We start from the raw sequence: 17,867 nt of genomic DNA on the forward strand, positions 1-17,867 counted from the left end.
ATGAACACCATTATCAAAAAAAGGCGCGCCGCTCTCGATCGTAGCGATGAACGCGTGCATCACGATGAAAGCCTGTCCGGTGTTTTCCACTCCTTCGTTGATCGAATAAAAACCGGTGATTTGGGCATGTTGCCGGTGGTGCTCGGCCTGATTTTAATCTCTACCGTGTTCAGCATTCTTAATCCGGTTTACCTGGCTCCCAACAACCTGGTCAACTTGCTGTTCGACTGCGCAACCATTGGTTTTATTTCGCTGGGTATTGTCTGCGTACTGATGCTGGGAGAAATCGATCTTTCTGTTGGATCGATGAGCGGGCTCTCTTCCGCCATCATCGGGGTATTGTGGGTTAATCTTGGCTGGCCGATAGCCGGTGCGATTGCCGTAGCGCTGGTGATGGGTGCAGTGGTTGGGATGATCTATGCGCAACTTTATAACCGCCTTGGTATGCCGAGTTTTGTCGCGACGCTTGCCGGTCTACTGGCCTTGCTGGGGATGCAACTCTACATCCTTGGCCCCTCAGGCAGTATCAACCTGCCCTATATCTCCCCGCTGGTACGTTTTGGCCAGGTGATGGTAATGCCTGACTGGTTCGCCTATCTGGTGGCAGTGCTGCCTGGCGTAGCCATGGTGATTCAGGGCCTGAGAACCCGTAACCGTCGTGAGAAGGTTGATCTCTCATCTGAACCCATGGGTGCGCTGTTCATTCGCGCCATCCTGTTAACATTGGTTTTCGAATTTGCGGTTTTCTACCTTAACCTCGGTCGCGGCGTCCCGTGGATTTTTGGCCTGTTTGTGGTCTTCACCGTGCTGCTTAACTATGCGCTGAAACGAACCAAATGGGGACGCTCGATGTTTGCCGTTGGCGGCAATCGTGAGGCCGCTCGTCGTTCAGGAATCAATGTGCGTGCCATCTACATCAGCGCATTTATGCTCTGTTCAACCCTGGCGACGCTGGGCGGGATCCTTGCAGCCTCCCGATTAGCTTCCGCCAGTCAGCAAGCGGGCACAGGCGACGTCAACCTTAATGCAATTGCTGCCGCTGTCATTGGTGGCACCAGCCTGTTTGGTGGGCGGGGAAATGCCTATTCCGCGCTGCTGGGCATTATCGTTATTCAGTCCATCTCCAACGGCCTGACACTGCTTAATCTGCCCTCATCACTGCGCTACATGATCACCGGCGGCGTGCTGGCCATTGCTGTCATTGTCGATTCTCTCGCCCGGCGCTCTCGTGTTAATCACGGTCGCGCTTAAATAACGCATTCCTACAGGAGAAATAACCATGCTTAATTCACTTGAAAATAAAGTTGTCGCCATCACCGGGGCGGCTTCAGGAATCGGTCTGGAATGTGCCCGAACTTTTTTAGCCGCTGGCGCGAAAGTGGTACTGATTGACAGGGCGCGTGAGCGGCTAGAACAGCTGACAAATGAACTGGGTGAAAACGCGTTTCCGTTGGTAATTGATCTGCTTAAGCCGCAAGAAATATCAGGCATGTTGCAGGGCATTTTGGATGCGGCTGGCGGCCTGGATATTTTTTACGCCAATGCCGGAGCCTATGTGGGGGGCCCGATTGAGGAAGGCAACCCCGATGAATGGGACCGCATGTTGAACCTGAATATCAACGCGGCCTTCCGTACCGTTCATGCAGTACTGCCGCACATGATTGCGCAAAAATCGGGTGATATTCTCTTTACCAGCTCGATTGCCGGCGTTGTACCCGTGATCTGGGAACCGATTTATACGGCGTCGAAATTTGCCGTGCAGGCTTTTGTTCACACCACGCGTCGGCAGGTAGCGAAACATGGCATCCGCGTTGGCGCCGTTTTGCCGGGCCCGGTTGTCACCGCGCTAATCGATAACTGGCCAAAAGAAAAGTTAGAAGATGCACTGGCGAACGGCAGCCTGATGCAGCCGAAAGAGGTGGCAGATGCGGTACTCTTTATGGTGACTCGACCACGTAATGTCACAGTACGCGACTTGGTTATCCTGCCAAACAGCGTTGATCTTTAACCCTGTGATTCAGGAAAAGGAGAGCGTATGGGCAGCAAATTACAGGATAGCGCAGCGGATAATCGCGTCATGATTGGAGTCGATGTCGGCACCACCAGCGCGCGTGCTGGCGTGTTTGACCACTCCGGCGAAATGTTGGCAACCGCAAAACGCGAGATTACCCTTTTTCGCGCGCCCGGACATATCGTTGAGCAGTCGAGTCGCGAGATTTGGCAGGCTGTTTGTGCCGCAGTGAAAGAGGCGATCCAGCGCGCGGCCATTGATCCTCAGCGGGTTGCCGGTATCGGTTTTGACGCCACCTGCTCGCTGGTGGTGTTGGATGCCGCCGCTAAACCGCTGGCAACCAGCGACAGCAACAATGACGATCGCAATGTCATTGTCTGGATGGATCATCGGGCCACCGCTCAAGCGGAGCGTATCAATACGCTGCAACATCCGGTATTGCGCTATGTCGGGGGTAAAATCTCGCCAGAAATGGAGACGCCAAAGCTTCTTTGGTTGAAAGAGCATCGCCGCGAAACCTATGACAAAACCTGGCAATTTTTCGATCTGGCCGACTTTCTCACCTGGCGCAGCAGCGGCGATCTGGCGCGTTCCACCTGCACCGTGACCTGTAAATGGACCTATATCGCCCACGAAAAGCGCTGGGATGCAGACTATTTTCGCCAGATCGGGCTTGAAGAGCTGGCCGATGAGCAGTTTTCCCGCATTGGTCAGCAGATTGTCGAACCGGGCACTTGTTGTGGTAAAGGGCTGACACAAGAAGCGGCGGATGAAATGGGATTACCGGTCGGCACGCCTGTCGCTGCCGGGATGATTGATGCCCATGCCGGCGGTATCGGTACGGCAGGCGCCAAAGGCAGCGCCAGCCATAATCTTGCCTACGTATTTGGTACTTCATCCTGCACCATGACCACCACCGAAGCGCCGGTATTTATTCCTGGCGTTTGGGGACCTTATTTTTCTGCAATGGTGCCAGGAAAGTGGTTAAACGAAGGCGGGCAGAGTGCCGCTGGAGCAGCAATTGAACAATTGTTAGCGTTTCATCCGGCAGCTCGCGAAGCAGCAAATAGGGCGAATCAGCGTGCTGTTTCGTTACCGGTTTTCCTGGCCGACTTAGCGCTGGAAAAGTACGAGAACGCCTCGGCAGCGGTAGAACATACCCAAGGCATTCACGTTGTTCCTGAATTCCTTGGCAACCGCGCACCCTTCGCCGATCCTCACGCGCGTGCATTGATTGCGGGTTTAGGGATGGAAAACGATCTGGACAACCTGTTGTCACTCTACATTGCGGGCATTTGCGGCATTGGTTACGGGTTGCGACAGATCATTGATGTTCAGGATCAAGCCGGGGCAACCATCGAAAATATTGTCATCAGCGGTGGCGCAGGCCAGCATCCCTTCATTCGACAACTGCTCGCAGATGCCACCGGACACAAAGTGATTGCCACTAAAGCCAGTGAACCAGTGCTACTGGGTGCTGCTATTCTCGCGGCTTTTGCGGGCGGCATGGTTTCATCAGTCAGTGAAGGCATGTCACGTTTTACACACGTCGCCAGTGAATACATACCAGAAACGCATTATCGCGAGCGCCACCAACTTCGCTATGCTACCTTTCAACGCCTTCAGGAAAATGCACGGCAGTTGGAAGGTTAGCGGTGTGTATCTCTACGCGTTATTAGCCAATCATTCATGCCGTCTTGCTGGAGTTTAGCGCCAACCTCAGCGTGGCATCAACAAGCCTGTTTGCCCCGCTTCAGTACCTACTACAGTGAGACACACATGTTATTACGCCCCATGACAGCGGATGAGTTTGCGGTTTACCAGTTACTGTTTATTGATGAATATGCCAATGACCTCGCCGCCAGCCGGAACTATTCACCCGAGGAAGCCTTACAGCGTGCAACCGAATCCATTGATTTTTCACTGCCTAAAGGCGTAGAGACCGCAATGAACCGGCTTTGGTGCCTGGCGTTATCAGCAAGCGACGACCCGCCAGTAGGTTACTTATGGCTGGCAATGAAGGGTCAATCCGCCTGGATTTGTGATTTCTTCATCTACCCTGAAGGGCGCGGAAAAGGCTATGGCCGTGCTGCATTAGAAAATCTGAGCCACCAATTAGCGCTGGAAGGTATCGCGGAGATCGGTTTACGTGTTGCGCCGACCAATGCAGCGGCCAAACATCTTTATGAGAAACTGGGATTTTCAATAACAGGCATTAATATGTCGAAGCGATTGACGTGTTAAGCTATTTTTCACCCGACTCAGCATCATCATTCCGCTAAACCATAGCGCTTATTTAGGCCAGGACACCGATGATAATTGTCCAGATCTCCGATATTCATGCAGCGCCCAACAACGACAACTTGTCACGATTGGAGCGTATTCTGATGTGGTTGGATTGTATTGATGTAAAGGTCTTGGTTATCACCGGTGATTTAATTGATGACGACTGGACGGAGGGTTATGAGCAAATTTCAGCCCTGCTTAAAAATAAAAATTACGCCATACTCATCTTGCCCGGTAATTCTGATCACCCTGCGCTCATGCGCGCTGTTATTAAATCACCCTATTGGCACGATGATGTCGAACCCCTGCATTTTGCCGCGGATTTTGATGCGGTACGCCTCATCGGGCTTGATACCACCCTTTCCGACTCCGCTGCAGGTGGCTTAACCGAGCATCTCCCATGGTTAGAAAAAAGCTTATCAGCCGAAGGTCCTGCGACATCAATAGTGTTTATGCACCATCATATTTTCCCCAGTGGTATTCCAACGCTGGATCAGATCATGTGCCGCGATGCAGCAAAGCTTGAGGCCTGTTTACGCACTCATCCTCGAAAACCTGTCGCCCTATCATCAGGACATGTTCATCGTCCTGTCGCCGGCATTTTTTCAGGTATACCTGCTTATATTTGTGGCTCGGTTTGCCCGGCAAATCCAGTATGGTTTGGCTCCGAAAAAGTTCCTCCCGTTACCGACTCTTCCTCTTTTATGCTGCATTGTTTTACCGATGGCACGTTAGTCAGCCATTTTATTAATTTTTAAGTCTCCCGTTTCGCTACCGGCTATTTTTTAATCTTAAGTGGCACGTTGGTTATAAGTTATATCCGAAGCAATGTGTGCAGGTGTGAACACTTATATTACTATTCAGCGATTACCCAAACTGAAGGAAGTTGTTAAACATGAAAGGTCTGATATCAGCGTTGCTCGCCTGTTCCGTTGTGCTGCTGTCTGGTTGCTCGCCGGATAAAGATAATAAAGTTAAAGTGGCGATTAATACGGGGCCCGATCAGGCAATCTGGGAAGAAGTACAAAAAGTTGCCAAAGATAAATACCAGCTGGATGTCGAGGTGACTTCGTTTAACGACTATGTGCTGCCCAACGAAGCGCTGAATAACAAAGATGTTGATGCGAACGCCTTCCAGAGTCTGCCTTATTTAGAAGATCAATCTAAAGAGCGTGGTTATAAGTTTGCTGTCGTGGGTAAAACCTTTGTGTTCCCGATTGCAGCTTACTCGCACAAAATCAAAAACATCAGTGAACTGACAAACGGTGCGACCATTACCATTTCCAATGAGGCCACCACGCTGGGCCGCAGTCTGCTGCTATTACAGGCGCAGGGTTTAATTAAACTCAAAGACGGTGTGGGTTATTTGCCAACTTCACTGGATATTATTGAAAATCCAAAAAACCTGAAGTTGGTTGAAGTGGATACACCGCAGTTGACCCGCACGCTTGACGATCCAAACGTTTCCTTGTCGATTATTAATACCAACTTTTCGGCGCAGGCAGGCTTGTCCGCCACTCGCGATGGATTATTTATGGAAGGCCCAGATTCACCTTATGTGAATGCGCTGGTGTCACGTGAAGACAATAAAGAGAGTGACAAAATTCAGAAATTGAAAGCCGCGTTGCAATCTCCAGAAGTGTTAAAGAAAGCAGAAGAAGTCTATAAAGGCGATGCTATCAAAGGCTGGTAATGTTGTATTACGGGTGAGCCTTAGCTCGTGATGAATGGCCGCAGCAGAGATGCTCGCGGCCATTTTTTATGCACCAGACAATGATTCACACAGAAGCGAGCCATGCAACGAATAATTTTTAAACAACCCTCAGCCTATTATTCTGCGAATAAGCTTGGTTATTCTTTCCCATGAGGTTTTTCACGTCTAATCGCAGGCGTTAGCTCTTTTTTAAGGACATTTATAGACAAAACGGATGAGGCTTCTGTTAATGTAGGCGACTAAAGAACACAGATTCTGGAACAGAGCATGCTGTCAACAATCATCTATCGCAGTCATCTCAGTGATGACGTTGCCATTAAATCTCTCGAAGCGTTAGCCGTTAAAGCCAATAAAGTTAACGAGTCGTTTGGTGTCACCGGCATTTTGCTCTTTAACGGCACCCACTTCTTTCAAGTATTGGAAGGCCCAGATGCAGCAATAAATAAAATTTACGATCGCATCTGCGAAGATCCTCGTCATCATAATCTGGTTGAATTGCTGCGTGATTACGCACCCTTCCGTCGCTTCGGTAATGTCGGCATGGAACTCTTTGACTTGAGAGAGCATGACAAAGCGACCGTGCTTCAGGCGGTTTTAGATAAAGGCACCTCAAAATATCAACTCACTTATGAAGATCGTGCGCTGCAATTCTTGCGCACTTTTGTCGAATCTCGAGAAAAAGAAAACTACTTCGAGATCCCACCGGCGAGTGCCTGGGAGTTTATCGTTGATGATCAACCCGCAATAGAAAGAGAGATACCGCTTTCCATTGCTGAAAATTACAGCTTTGCCTTCCAGCCTATTATCGATCCGCTTTCACAGCGTATCGTCTCGCTTGAAGCCTTAATGCGAAACGCCACTGGCGGTTCTCCGCGTGAATTTTTTGCTCAACATTCCCAGGAAGCGTTTTATCGGTTAGATCTCGAATCTAAAAAACTCGCTTTTGCGCTGGCTAATAGGCTAGACGTTCAAGGACTGACGCTTTCTATTAATTTGCTGCCGATGTCGTTGGTTATGGTGCCCAACGCCGTTGATTTCTTGCTAAATGAAATTGCAGCAAATGGCTTAGTCCCAGAGCAAATTGTGGTTGAAGTGACCGAAAACGAAGTCATTTCACGCGCCGAAGAATTTGACTCTGCTATCAAGCAACTGAAAGCGGCGGGCATCAGCCTGGCAATTGATGATTTTGGTGCGGGATCTGCCGGGCTGTTATTGCTCGCACGCATTCAGCCGGACAAAATCAAAATTGATCGTGACATCATCTGTGATGTACACAAAAGTGGACCTAAACAGGCTATCGTCCAGGCAATTTTAAAATGTTGTTCTGCACTGGAAATATCAGTGATTGCGTCAGGCGTTGAAAAGCCCGAAGAGTGGATGTGGCTGGAAGCGGCAGGCGTCTGTTATTTCCAGGGTTCACTCTTTGCTCCACCAAAATTAACCGGCATTTCAGCGGTGGCCTGGCCTGAATTAAAATAATGTTCATTGCCCTTGTCAGGATATCGGATGCGCTGACAAGGTTTTCCGCTTATGACTCAACTATTTTGAGCATAGTGAAAAAACATTTCCTTTCTCTTCACGCTTCCCTTAAAAATTTCCATTCTTGTTTTGACTCTCTCGCCTCGCTTATTTAAACCATGTTCATTTCCTGACCAAATAAATGCCGAATCGAAGCAGCACCTTATTTCTTACACTACGCTTTAACTTCATCGCCTGTTACGCAACAGCTTGTCTGTTAATCAATCAATATACGTGTGCGATAAACAATTCGCTTTATTTGAACAGCGCTGATTTGCTTGTGCTGCCACGAAAAACAATTTAACCCCTGTAAAAGGAGACCTTATGTCAACGAAAAATCGTCCACAGCCTCCCTTTCCAGAGCAACAGCTGAGCTGGCCGGGTAACACCGCCGAGATGCAGCCGCTGCCCGATCACGGTGAAAACAGTTACAAAGGTTCTGGTCGCCTGGCTGGCAAAAAGGCAATTATTACCGGTGGTGATTCCGGTATTGGCCGTGCGGTTGCCCTTGCTTATGCACGAGAAGGCGCAGATGTGCTGATTTCCTATCTCGATGAACATGAAGACGCGCAGGAAACCGCCCGTTTGGTCGAACAAGCGGGGCAAAAAGCGGTATTGGTGCCGGGTGATATTACCGAAGCCGAAATCTGTAAGAGCATTGTCGATAAAGCGGTTGAAGCCTTTGGTGAGATCAACATTTTAGTGAACAATGCCGCCTTTCAGATGACGCGCCAGTCACTGGATGAGATTAGCGATGAAGAATTTGATCGCACCATGAAAACCAATATTTACGCCATGTTCCGTATTACCAAAGCTGCGGTGCCGCACATGCCGCCGGGCGGCTCGATCATCAACACAGCTTCTATTAACGCCGATCAGCCCAAACCACTGTTAATTGCCTATTCAGCCACCAAAGCCGCCATTGTTAATTTTTCGGGCAGCCTGGCCGCGCTTTTGGCTGAAAAAGGAATCCGTTCGAATGCTGTGGCGCCCGGCCCCATCTGGACGCCGCTGATCCCAACCACCATGCCGACTGAGAAAGTTAAAGATTTTGGCAGTGAAGTTCCCTTAAAACGGCCTGGTCAGCCCGCAGAACTGGCTTCCAGTTACGTCATGCTAGCAAGCGATGAGGCAAGCTATATTTCAGGTGCAACGATTGCTGTAACCGGTGGCGTCGCGGTGATCTAATGCCACACGTTCAGCGCCTGCTTAAGGCAGTAAGCAGGCGCTTACAGAAGGAGCTGAACCATGAAAGCCTATCCTTTGTCACTCTCTTTACCGCTGGCTTATCACGTTTTTGGCGGTGATCTGATTCAAACCCGCTTGGGTAAAACAGGCTTGCCCGATAAACGAATCGCTGAAACCTGGGAAGTCAGCGATGTTGATGGCATGAACGCTATTGTAACCAACGGCGAGTACGCCGGACTGACCTTACGCGAGCTGACGCAGCGCTATCCCGATGAAATGGTCGCACCCGGCTGGGTTGGGCCTCATTTCCCCCTGCTAACCAAATTTATAGATGCGTCACATAGGTTGCCGGTGCACCTCCACGCTAACGACACCGCCGCGCAGCAGCTTGAGCAGCAGCCCAATGGTAAAACCGAAGCCTGGCATATTTTATGGGCAGCTCCGAATGCGTCATGTCTGGCTGGCATTAAACCCAATCTTACGCCTGAAGAGGTTCGCTCCGCCTTACTGGCTGAAAAGTACGATGAGGTAATGGTGCGTAAACCGGTCAAAACCGGCGATACCTTTTACATACCCGGCGGCATGCTGCATTCATTCGGACCCGATACGCTGATCTATGAAATAGAACAAACCTCCAATATTCAGCAGCACGCCATGCCGTGGCGAATGGAAGATGGCAGCGAAATTTCTCGGCCAGAGCGAGAAAAAAATATTGATGCGCTAATGGCAGAACTTCGCCCGACGCTGACAACTGAACCGCAGCCCGGTTTAATCATTGAAGAAACAGCAAACATCTCCCGTCTGATGTGCTGTGCTGGCCCCTACTTCGCACTTGAGCGGTGGAAAATTGCCACAGCTTATGAATATGCATTTAACGGGACGCGCATTTTTTCCAACCTCGGTGATCCTCTTCATATTGAGGCCGCAGGCGAAAGTTACACCTTAGGACGCGCGGAGACGCTGCTCCTGCCCGCTGCTTTAGCCAATATTCGCTTGCAAGGCACAGGTGAACTTCTGGTGGGTTATCTGCCGAACATGCAACGTGATGTCGTTGAGCCGCTAAGCAGGCAAGGTTACGACCAGCAAACCATTGAGCGCATGGGTGATATTTTGGGCAAAAAGCGCTAACGAGATACGCGGGCTCAAATCAATCGGTTCCAAAATAGCGATCACTTATGCTATGGGCCGAAAAAAGTTATCCACAGAAAATGGGGATAGCCTGTGTATGGATGCGTATGAATGGTAACGCAGCAGGCACAAACAGGCTTTATGCATGCCCCAAAACCGCGTTTTTTACGGGGCTGTATTCAAAGCACCTCAAGATTTAACGTCAGCGCCTGCACTTTTCAATGCGCTCACTTCTTAACCAGTCTCGCCGTGGGTTTTACGGTTAAAAAACCGAACCAACCTCTGTAACTCGCTTCTCAGGCCGCCTTTGTAATGAAGTTTTACTCTTTTTTCGAACCCTCTTTTCCGTTCTCCGCCTTCTCTTTATTCAACACAGTAAACCTAACGCTGTAAAAAACCGCTTATAACTAAAAATTCCATTAACATATTGGTATTAACAAAATCCGCTAACGCGTTGTTATGAATCAAAAAGAAATGGAGCCTTCGAATTTAAGGCGCGCTTTTCGTGCTTTATTAATAAGTACATAACATAAATTTGACATTTTTTACGGTCAAATACTCAGCAACATATTGATTCATAATAAAAACTCATAAAACTGCGCCCGCAAAATTAATTATTGAGTCCCACAACAAAAAGTCCTATATTGGCCGCGCTTTTTTAATGAACGGTTCACTTTTTATTCAATTATTCAACTGAGACCTAACCTGACGTCTTGGTTGTAGGAGAGATATGATGACGGATAAAGTCCGTATTGACAGTGTAGATGCGCATTCATTAAACCGTAATAATGAGACTTATTTGGCCAGACAGGCTGAATTTGAATCAAACGTCAGAAGTTACCCTCGCAAATTGCCCTTAGCCATCGCCAAAGCACAAGGCGTATGGATTACTGACGTTGAAAATAAGCAATACCTCGATTGTCTGGCCGGCGCAGGAACACTGGCGCTGGGTCACAATCATCCTGATGTATTGCAAAGCATCCAAAATGTCATTACCAGCGGCTTGCCGTTACATACCCTCGATTTAACAACACCGTTAAAAGATGAGTTTTCAGCTTATCTGCTCTCGCTGTTGCCAGGCCAAGGTAAAGAGTATTGCCTGCAGTTCACCGGTCCATCGGGTGCCGATGCGGTTGAAGCAGCGCTGAAGTTAGCGAAAAAACACACTGGCCGTACGGGTGTGATCAGCTTCTCTGGCGGTTATCACGGTATGACGCACGGCGCACTTTCCGTGACCGGTAACTTGTCACCGAAAGAAGCCATTAACGGCATGATGCCTGAAGTGCAGTTTATGCCTTACCCGCACCTTTACCGTTGTCCGTTGGGCATTGGCGGTGAAGCAGGCGTGAAAGCCTTGACCTACTACTTCGAAAACCTGATCAACGACGTGGAAAGCGGCGTTCGTAAACCGGCTGCCGTCATTCTGGAAGCGGTTCAGGGCGAAGGCGGTGTGAACCCAGCACCTGCAGAGTGGTTGCAACGTATTCGTAAAGTGACTCAGGAGCACGGCATCCTGTTGATCATTGACGAAGTACAAGCGGGCTTTGCGCGTACCGGTAAACTGTTCGCCTTTGAACACGCAGGTATTGAGCCAGACATCATCGTGATGTCAAAAGCGGTGGGTGGCGGTTTGCCATTAGCGGTTCTGGGCATCAAAAAACAGTTCGATGCGTGGGAGCCTGGCCATCATACCGGTACTTTCCGTGGCAACCAGTTGGCCATGGCTACCGGCCTGACCACGCTGCGCTACCTGAAAGATAACAACGTTGCCAGCAAAGTCGCTGAGCAAGGCGAATGGCTGAAAGGCAAACTGGCGGACCTGCAGAAACGCTATCCAGTGCTGGGTAACGTGCGCGGTTTGGGCTTGATGATCGGTATTGAAATGGTCAAGCCAAACGAAGCGAAAGATCACATGGGTTGCTTCCCGGCTGATGGCGAACTTTCCGCGCTGGTGCAGAAGAAATGTTTTGAAAATGGCCTGATCCTTGAGCGCGGCGGCCGTCACGGTAGCGTGCTTCGTCTGCTGCCATCGCTGCTGATCACCAATGCAGAGCTGGAAATCTTTATCGATAAGTTTGAAAACGCCCTGCTTTCCGCTGGCGTCAAACCGGTTTGAGTGGAGTGAATTCGATGTCCCGGTTAAATCCCATTCTGGCTGCCTCAGCGCAGAGTACCGAAGCGTACCAGCAAGCGATTGAGCAGAGCAGCCAGGCCGTGGTTAAGTGGCTGCAACAGCCTGAAATGTATCAGGGAAAATCTGTTGCAGAACTGCGCGACCGCATTACGCTGGATTTCAATCCGCAAGGCCTGGGCAACCAGGCCGCCATTGAGCGTGCGATTGAATACTTCCTGAAAGACAGCTTGTTAGTGCACCATCCGCAGTGCGTGGCGCATTTACATTGCCCAAGTCTGGTGGTGAGCCAAGCCGCTGAGGTGATGATCAACGCCACGAATCAGAGCATGGATTCCTGGGATCAAAGCCCTTCCGCTACCATCATTGAGATGAAGCTGATTGAATGGATGCGTACTCAGGTTGGTTATCAGCCTGGCGATGCAGGCGTGTTCACCAGCGGCGGTACGCAAAGTAACCTGATGGGTTTGATGCTGGCGCGTGATGCGTTCTTTGCGCGTCAGGGTCACTCCATTCAGCAGGATGGGTTGGTTGGTAATCTGCGTAAGATCAAAGTGTTCTGTTCTGAGAACGCACACTTTTCGGTGCAGAAAAACATGGCGCTGCTGGGTCTGGGTTATCAATCCGTCACGCTGGTGAAGACCGATCGCTTTGCGCGCATGGATCTCAACGATCTTCGCGAAAAAGTGGCGCAGGCGAATGCCAACGGCGAGCAGATTTTGGCTATCGTTGCCACCGCAGGCACCACTGATGCTGGCGCGATTGATCCGCTGCGAGACATTGCTGCGCTGGCTGCTGAACACAATATCTGGGTACATGTTGATGCAGCATGGGGCGGCGCGTTGTTGCTGTCTGAAAAATACCGCGATTATCTGGACGGCATTGAGCTGGTGGATTCCATTACGCTGGACTTCCACAAGCAGTTCTTCCAAACCATCAGCTGCGGTGCTTTCTTGCTGAAAGAGGCGCGCCACTATGAGTTGATGCGCTATCAGGCGGCTTATCTCAACTCTGAGTTTGATGAAGCACAAGGCGTACCTAATTTGGTATCCAAATCTTTGCAGACCACCCGCCGTTTTGATGCGTTGAAACTGTGGATGGGCCTGGAAGCGTTGGGACAAAAGCAGTACGCCGAGATCATCGATCACGGCGTTACGCTGGCGAAGCAGGTTGCGCATTACGTTGCTGAGCAAGCTTCACTGGAACTGGTGATGCAACCGCAGTTAGCCAGCGTGCTGTTCCGTTATCGTCCCGCTTCACTGGCAACGGCTGACGACGCTGCCATTGCCTTGCTGAACCAACGCATTGGTGATGCGCTGCTGGACTCTGGCCGCGCGAATGTCGGCGTAACTGAATTTGATGGCGTAACCTGCCTGAAAATGACGTTACTGAACCCGACAGTGACCTTAGAGGACATTCAGCTGCTGTTGGCATTAGTAGAGAAGACGGCTGAGCAGCTGCAAACCGCGTAATTTGCGTTAACGAAGAGATAAATAAAAAGCCGATAACGTTTTGTTATCGGCTTTTTTATTGCTGTGTAAGTGCGTTAAACGCGCGTCCTATATTTCATCATCCAGATCACGCAGATGGTCATCTTTACGTAGCGTCATCAATGCCGTAATGCTGACCAGCGCAGTTGCCATCACATACCAGGCAGGAATATCCAGATTACCGGTTTGTTTAATCAACCCGGTGATGATCAGTCCCGCGCAGCCAGAGAACACCGCATTTGAGAGCGAATAAGCCAACCCAAGGCCGGTGTAGCGTACACGCGTGGGAAACATCTCCGCTAACATAGCCGGTCCCGGCCCCGCGAGCAGACCAACAATGGCACCCGCAATAAAAACCACCACGCTTTTGATCAACAGCGTGGAGGATTGATCCTGCAATACGTGTAACAACGGCAAGGCCAACAGCAGTAATAACACCGCAGCGAATACCATCACCGATCGCCGGCCTATTTTATCGCTCAGCATGCCAGCGGGAATAATAGTGGCAGCAAAACCCAAATTAGATATTACCGCGATCAACAATGCTGTATTGAATCCGGTATGTAAGGACGATTGCAAATAGGTAGGCATGATCACTAAATAGGTATAACCCGCTGCTGACCAAACCATAACGCGGCAAATCCCGATCATAATCGTTTTTAGCGTATCGCCAAGATTGGCTTTTTTCTGCGTCAAAACAGGCTCTGTTTTTTGCTTAATAAAAGTAGGCGTCTCTTCCATATTGACGCGCAGCCATAACGCCACCGCACCCAGAGGTAAAGCAATAAAGAAAGGAATGCGCCAACCCCAACTTAGCATCTGCTCAGGGCTTAACAGCACGGAAAGCAAGGCGACAATGCCCGCACCCGCCAGCAAACCTAGCGCAACGGTAAATGATTGCCACGCACTAAACAGACCGCGTTTACCGCGTGGCGCAAATTCTGTCATCAATGAAACTGCGCCGCCATATTCTCCACCCGCAAACAAACCTTGCAGGATACGCAAACCGGTAATGATCAACGGCGCAGCGATACCGATGCTGGCATAGGTGGGAATGAGACCAATAGCCGCCGTGGCCAGCGTCATCATGATCAGCACCACGATTAAGGTTGGTTTTCGCCCTATTCGATCGCCGATGCGGCCAAAAACAATGGCACCAAGCGGTCGGAAGAAAAAGGCAATCGCAAAAGAGGCATAGGTAAGAATAATGCCGGTTAGTTCCGCTTCTCCCGCCAGGCGAAAGAAGTTTTGCGCAATAATTGTGGCCAGGAAGCCATAAACCGCAAATTCATACCATTCAATAAAGTTACCGACCGAACCGGCAATTAATGCGCGCTTTTGTGATGCGATAATATCAGCAGGTTGAAGATGAGAACTCATGGTGAAGCGATCCCTTTCGACAATTCATCAGTGCCTTACCAATACCACAACCCAACGATGAATGCCTGCCAGCGAATGACAGGGTTTTATTTCACTCTAGCCCCGTGGGTTGGCTGCAAGACGTTTTGGGGCAACCCGTGACGCGTGCGGTTTACAGCGTTTAGCCAGCCATATTGTGCCTGTCCGGCCAATTGACATTGATTTAAACCTGCTATCAAATGCGCCATCCTCTTTGCTGAACCGTTGTTATGAACAAACCGACTCTTCCTGGCTTTCTCTTTAGCTTGCTGATGCTTTCCACCAGCGCCTCTGCCACGCAATATAATGTCTGGTATGAAAGCAACGGTGTGCGTACCGGCATGACGCAAACCCCTGATGAACAACCCGTGATGATTAGCATCGCTTTTCCCGGTCATGCGCAGTCAAATATTATGATTTCGTATAGCGCGAATGAAAAATGCACCAACAGTGCCAACACCTTTTCTTTGCCGGTTGATCACACCACTTTTGAGGTCGATTACCGCTGTACCCTAATCGATGAAAAATCGAGCGTGCAGCATTTCACTATTACTAATGCCAAAGCCGTTGCTTACCTCTACGGAAGGTTACAGGCGGGATTTACCGTGGTGCTGCAACGCAGCATCAAAGTTTATGTCGCTAATTTTACCTATCCAAAACAGGGTTCCTCACCCGATTTTTAAGACTTCTCCTCACGCTTTTAATCGCAAATCTTGCACATCCGCACGCTGACCGTTAGGGTGTGCAAAATTTTCTGACATCGCTGGATACACCATGACTTCTCACACTTCAAAAGATCCCTTGCACGGCGTTACGCTAGAAATGCAGGTGAATAGCCTGGTTGCGCATTATGGTTGGGTTGAGCTGAGCAAACGCATCAACATCAACTGCTTCAAAAGCGATCCCAGCGTGAAGTCCAGCCTGAAGTTTTTACGCCGAACACCTTGGGCGCGCGCAGAGGTTGAAGCGCTTTATCTCGCTTCGCTGGATGAAGTGGATGATGTAAAAGAGGATGCACCGGATGAATCGGCTGAGGATCCTTGGTCGAACTGGCGCGGCAACCAAGAGTAATTGCGGGATAAAGACAAAAAGGGCTGGTTTAAAACCAGCCCTTTTACTTTTTAATTCGCGGCATCAGCAATGATTTATCATCCGCGTATCCGCATCATTAATGTTTACGCGAGATTACAGCGCCATGTCGTGTTGCGCGTCTGCCGCTTTATGCTCAGTGGCTGGGGCAGCTGGCGCGTCCGCGGTTTTGCCCGTCATGTTAATCACCGGCGGTTTGGTCAGTTGCAGCGTTGCTGCGGTGTCATCCCAAACGCTTTGCGCCAGTGCCGCATCGTCGTTCAGCTTTTTGCCGTAGCTCGGCACAAACTTGTGCACTTTTTCCTGCCACTCTGGCGTTTTAAACTGTTCTGGGAACAGTTTCTGAACCACGCTCAGGGCGATCGGTGCTGCAGTTGAAGCACCCGGTGATGCACCCAACAGTGCCGCAACGGTTTTCTGCTGATCGGTCACAATTTCGGTGCCCAATTTCAGCACGCCGCCTTTGTCTGCATCTTTCTTGATGATCTGTACGCGTTGACCCGCCTGGATCAGTTTCCAGTCTTCTTTCTTAGCGTTTGGATAGTACTCTTTCAGCGCCTCGAAACGATCTTCTTCGCTCAGCATTACCTGACCAACCAGATATTTGACCAGGTCAAAGTTATCCAGACCCACGTGCGTCATTGGCACGACGTTTTTGGTGGTGGTCGTGCTTAATAGATCAAACAGCGAACCATTTTTCAGGAACTTGGTTGAGAAGGTCGCAAACGGCCCAAACAGCACAACCTTTTTGCCATCCAGAAAACGTGAGTCCAGATGCGGAACAGACATCGGTGGCGCACCTACAGAAGCCTGGCCATACACTTTTTGGTTGTGGCGGTTAGCCAATACTGGGTTTTCTGTTACCAGGAATGAACCACCGACCGGGAAGCCCGCGTAGTTATCCGCTTCAGGAATACCGGTTTTTTGCAGCAGCTTCAGTGCACCGCCACCTGCGCCGATGAAGACATATTTCGCATCAACCTCACGCTCTTCACCGCTCTTGCCATCTTTGATGGTGACATGCCAGGAGTTGTCGCCGTTGCGTTTGAAGTCGGTAACTTCAGAAGAGGTTTCCAACTTGAAGTTTTCATTCTTCTTCAGGCTACCGATCAGCTGACGGGTGATTTCACCGTAGTTGACGTCGGTACCTACTGGCGTCCAGGTTGCGGCCACTTTTTGTTGCGGATCGCGGCCTTCCATAATCAGCGGAGACCATTGCGCGATCTGCTTATGGTCAGTAGAGAATTTCATGCCCTGGAACAGCACAGTTTTCTGCAGTGCTTCATAGCGTTTGCTCAGGAATTCAACGTTATCACCCCAAACAAAACTCATGTGTGGCGTTGAGTTGATGAAAGAGTGTGGATTATTCAACACACCGCTTTTCACCTGCGCAGTCCAGAATTGACGAGAAATCATAAACGCTTCGTTGATTTCCAGCGCTTTGCTGACGTCGATTGAACCGTCTGCACGCTCTGGCGTGTAGTTCAGTTCCATGTTCGCTGAGTGGCCGGTACCTGCATTGTTCCAGCCATTAGACGATTCCAGCGCAACACCGTCGAGTTTCTCAACCATTACCTGTTTCCAGTCTGGTTGCAGCTCTTCAAGCCAGGTGCCTAATGATGCACTCATGATGCCGCCGCCAATTAACAGGACATCGGTTTTTTCTGGTGTGGTTGCAGCTTGCGTGGCAGATGTCACTAATAAAGCCAAAAGGGAAAGCGAAGGAAGTACTTTTGTTGATTTAATCATTACGGTCTGCAATTTAACGGTTGTGGTTAAAAAAAGTCCGCGAAGTTTAAAATATTGTTACTTATTAGTTGATTTGTTTTTAGTTAATTAATTAAAAAACAATGCCACTTATTTATTTAGTTACAAAATAATGTACGCTGTAATGCGTCACTTTCTTTGGTTAAG

Annotated in this window: 15 protein-coding genes; 13 read left to right on the plus strand and 2 right to left on the minus strand. The window is 49.7% G+C overall.

Annotated features, from left to right (window positions below):
- From MUG06_RS15715 to MUG06_RS15765, 11 genes are all read left to right on the plus strand, one after another.
- Window positions 1–1,251 carry a sugar ABC transporter permease gene (locus MUG06_RS15715; protein ID WP_243079171.1) on the plus strand — a complete coding sequence of 417 codons (1,251 nt, stop codon included), beginning with the start codon at window positions 1–3 and terminating at the stop codon, window positions 1,249–1,251.
- Between the two features lie 28 nt (window positions 1,252–1,279).
- Window positions 1,280–2,008 (plus strand): SDR family oxidoreductase, encoded by a 729-nt coding sequence (locus MUG06_RS15720; RefSeq protein WP_243079172.1) that lies wholly within the window; start codon window positions 1,280–1,282, stop codon window positions 2,006–2,008.
- A gap of 27 nt (window positions 2,009–2,035) precedes the next feature.
- A complete protein-coding gene (locus MUG06_RS15725) occupies window positions 2,036–3,664 on the plus strand; it encodes an FGGY-family carbohydrate kinase (RefSeq protein WP_243079173.1) in 1,629 nt (542 codons plus the stop codon).
- Between the two features lie 126 nt (window positions 3,665–3,790).
- Window positions 3,791–4,255 carry a GNAT family N-acetyltransferase gene (locus MUG06_RS15730; RefSeq protein ID WP_243079174.1) on the plus strand — a complete coding sequence of 155 codons (465 nt, stop codon included), beginning with the start codon at window positions 3,791–3,793 and terminating at the stop codon, window positions 4,253–4,255.
- A 68-nt stretch (window positions 4,256–4,323) separates the two neighbouring features.
- The gene (locus tag MUG06_RS15735; RefSeq protein ID WP_243079175.1) at window positions 4,324–5,055 is read left to right on the plus strand and encodes a metallophosphoesterase; all 732 of its coding nucleotides are present in this window, start codon (window positions 4,324–4,326) and stop codon (window positions 5,053–5,055) included.
- A gap of 137 nt (window positions 5,056–5,192) precedes the next feature.
- Window positions 5,193–5,990 (plus strand): MetQ/NlpA family lipoprotein, encoded by a 798-nt coding sequence (locus tag MUG06_RS15740; RefSeq protein WP_215848652.1) that lies wholly within the window; start codon window positions 5,193–5,195, stop codon window positions 5,988–5,990.
- A gap of 288 nt (window positions 5,991–6,278) precedes the next feature.
- The gene (locus MUG06_RS15745; RefSeq protein ID WP_243079176.1) at window positions 6,279–7,490 is read left to right on the plus strand and encodes a diguanylate phosphodiesterase; all 1,212 of its coding nucleotides are present in this window, start codon (window positions 6,279–6,281) and stop codon (window positions 7,488–7,490) included.
- Window positions 7,491–7,853: 363 nt separating this feature from the next.
- The gene (locus tag MUG06_RS15750) at window positions 7,854–8,717 is read left to right on the plus strand and encodes an SDR family oxidoreductase (protein ID WP_215848650.1); all 864 of its coding nucleotides are present in this window, start codon (window positions 7,854–7,856) and stop codon (window positions 8,715–8,717) included.
- Window positions 8,718–8,777: 60 nt separating this feature from the next.
- Window positions 8,778–9,845, plus strand: a complete 1,068-nt coding sequence (locus MUG06_RS15755) for a class I mannose-6-phosphate isomerase (RefSeq protein ID WP_243079177.1) — start codon at window positions 8,778–8,780, stop codon at window positions 9,843–9,845.
- A gap of 730 nt (window positions 9,846–10,575) precedes the next feature.
- A complete protein-coding gene (locus tag MUG06_RS15760) occupies window positions 10,576–11,961 on the plus strand; it encodes a diaminobutyrate--2-oxoglutarate transaminase (protein WP_243079178.1) in 1,386 nt (461 codons plus the stop codon).
- Between the two features lie 14 nt (window positions 11,962–11,975).
- Window positions 11,976–13,448, plus strand: a complete 1,473-nt coding sequence (locus MUG06_RS15765; RefSeq protein WP_243079179.1) for an aspartate aminotransferase family protein — start codon at window positions 11,976–11,978, stop codon at window positions 13,446–13,448.
- Between the two features lie 87 nt (window positions 13,449–13,535).
- On the opposite strand, the gene MUG06_RS15770 is transcribed toward MUG06_RS15765, so the two are convergent.
- Window positions 13,536–14,846, minus strand: a complete 1,311-nt coding sequence (locus MUG06_RS15770) for an MFS transporter (RefSeq protein WP_243079180.1) — start codon at window positions 14,844–14,846, stop codon at window positions 13,536–13,538.
- A gap of 248 nt (window positions 14,847–15,094) precedes the next feature.
- Here MUG06_RS15770 and MUG06_RS15775 point away from each other — a divergent pair, with 248 nt between their 5' ends.
- On the plus strand, window positions 15,095–15,547 hold the full coding sequence (locus MUG06_RS15775) for a hypothetical protein (RefSeq protein WP_243079181.1): 453 nt from the start codon (window positions 15,095–15,097) through the stop codon (window positions 15,545–15,547).
- A gap of 91 nt (window positions 15,548–15,638) precedes the next feature.
- Entirely contained in the window at window positions 15,639–15,935 is a 297-nt protein-coding gene (locus MUG06_RS15780) for a VF530 family protein (RefSeq protein ID WP_243079182.1), read from the plus strand.
- Between the two features lie 114 nt (window positions 15,936–16,049).
- Here MUG06_RS15780 and mqo read toward each other — a convergent pair whose 3' ends face one another.
- Window positions 16,050–17,702, minus strand: coding sequence for a malate dehydrogenase (quinone) (gene mqo, locus MUG06_RS15785; RefSeq protein WP_243079183.1), 1,653 nt, complete (start codon window positions 17,700–17,702; stop codon window positions 16,050–16,052).
- Window positions 17,703–17,867 lie beyond the last annotated feature (165 nt).

Source organism: Pantoea sp. MQR6, assembly GCF_022761075.1.
Lineage (GTDB): Bacteria > Pseudomonadota > Gammaproteobacteria > Enterobacterales > Enterobacteriaceae > Pantoea > Pantoea phytostimulans.

Coding starts and splice junctions, on each gene's coding strand:
- MUG06_RS15720 (WP_243079172.1), top strand. CDS start 1,280: ATGCTTAATTCACTTGAAAATAAAGTTGTCGCCATCACCGGGGCGGCT.
- MUG06_RS15725 (WP_243079173.1), top strand. CDS start 2,036: ATGGGCAGCAAATTACAGGATAGCGCAGCGGATAATCGCGTCATGATT.
- MUG06_RS15775 (WP_243079181.1), top strand. CDS start 15,095: ATGAACAAACCGACTCTTCCTGGCTTTCTCTTTAGCTTGCTGATGCTT.
- MUG06_RS15740 (WP_215848652.1), top strand. CDS start 5,193: ATGAAAGGTCTGATATCAGCGTTGCTCGCCTGTTCCGTTGTGCTGCTG.
- MUG06_RS15735 (WP_243079175.1), top strand. CDS start 4,324: ATGATAATTGTCCAGATCTCCGATATTCATGCAGCGCCCAACAACGAC.
- MUG06_RS15780 (WP_243079182.1), top strand. CDS start 15,639: ATGACTTCTCACACTTCAAAAGATCCCTTGCACGGCGTTACGCTAGAA.
- MUG06_RS15715 (WP_243079171.1), top strand. CDS start 1: ATGAACACCATTATCAAAAAAAGGCGCGCCGCTCTCGATCGTAGCGAT.
- MUG06_RS15745 (WP_243079176.1), top strand. CDS start 6,279: ATGCTGTCAACAATCATCTATCGCAGTCATCTCAGTGATGACGTTGCC.
- MUG06_RS15765 (WP_243079179.1), top strand. CDS start 11,976: ATGTCCCGGTTAAATCCCATTCTGGCTGCCTCAGCGCAGAGTACCGAA.
- mqo (WP_243079183.1), bottom strand. CDS start 17,702: ATGATTAAATCAACAAAAGTACTTCCTTCGCTTTCCCTTTTGGCTTTA.
- MUG06_RS15770 (WP_243079180.1), bottom strand. CDS start 14,846: ATGAGTTCTCATCTTCAACCTGCTGATATTATCGCATCACAAAAGCGC.
- MUG06_RS15750 (WP_215848650.1), top strand. CDS start 7,854: ATGTCAACGAAAAATCGTCCACAGCCTCCCTTTCCAGAGCAACAGCTG.
- MUG06_RS15730 (WP_243079174.1), top strand. CDS start 3,791: ATGTTATTACGCCCCATGACAGCGGATGAGTTTGCGGTTTACCAGTTA.
- MUG06_RS15755 (WP_243079177.1), top strand. CDS start 8,778: ATGAAAGCCTATCCTTTGTCACTCTCTTTACCGCTGGCTTATCACGTT.
- MUG06_RS15760 (WP_243079178.1), top strand. CDS start 10,576: ATGATGACGGATAAAGTCCGTATTGACAGTGTAGATGCGCATTCATTA.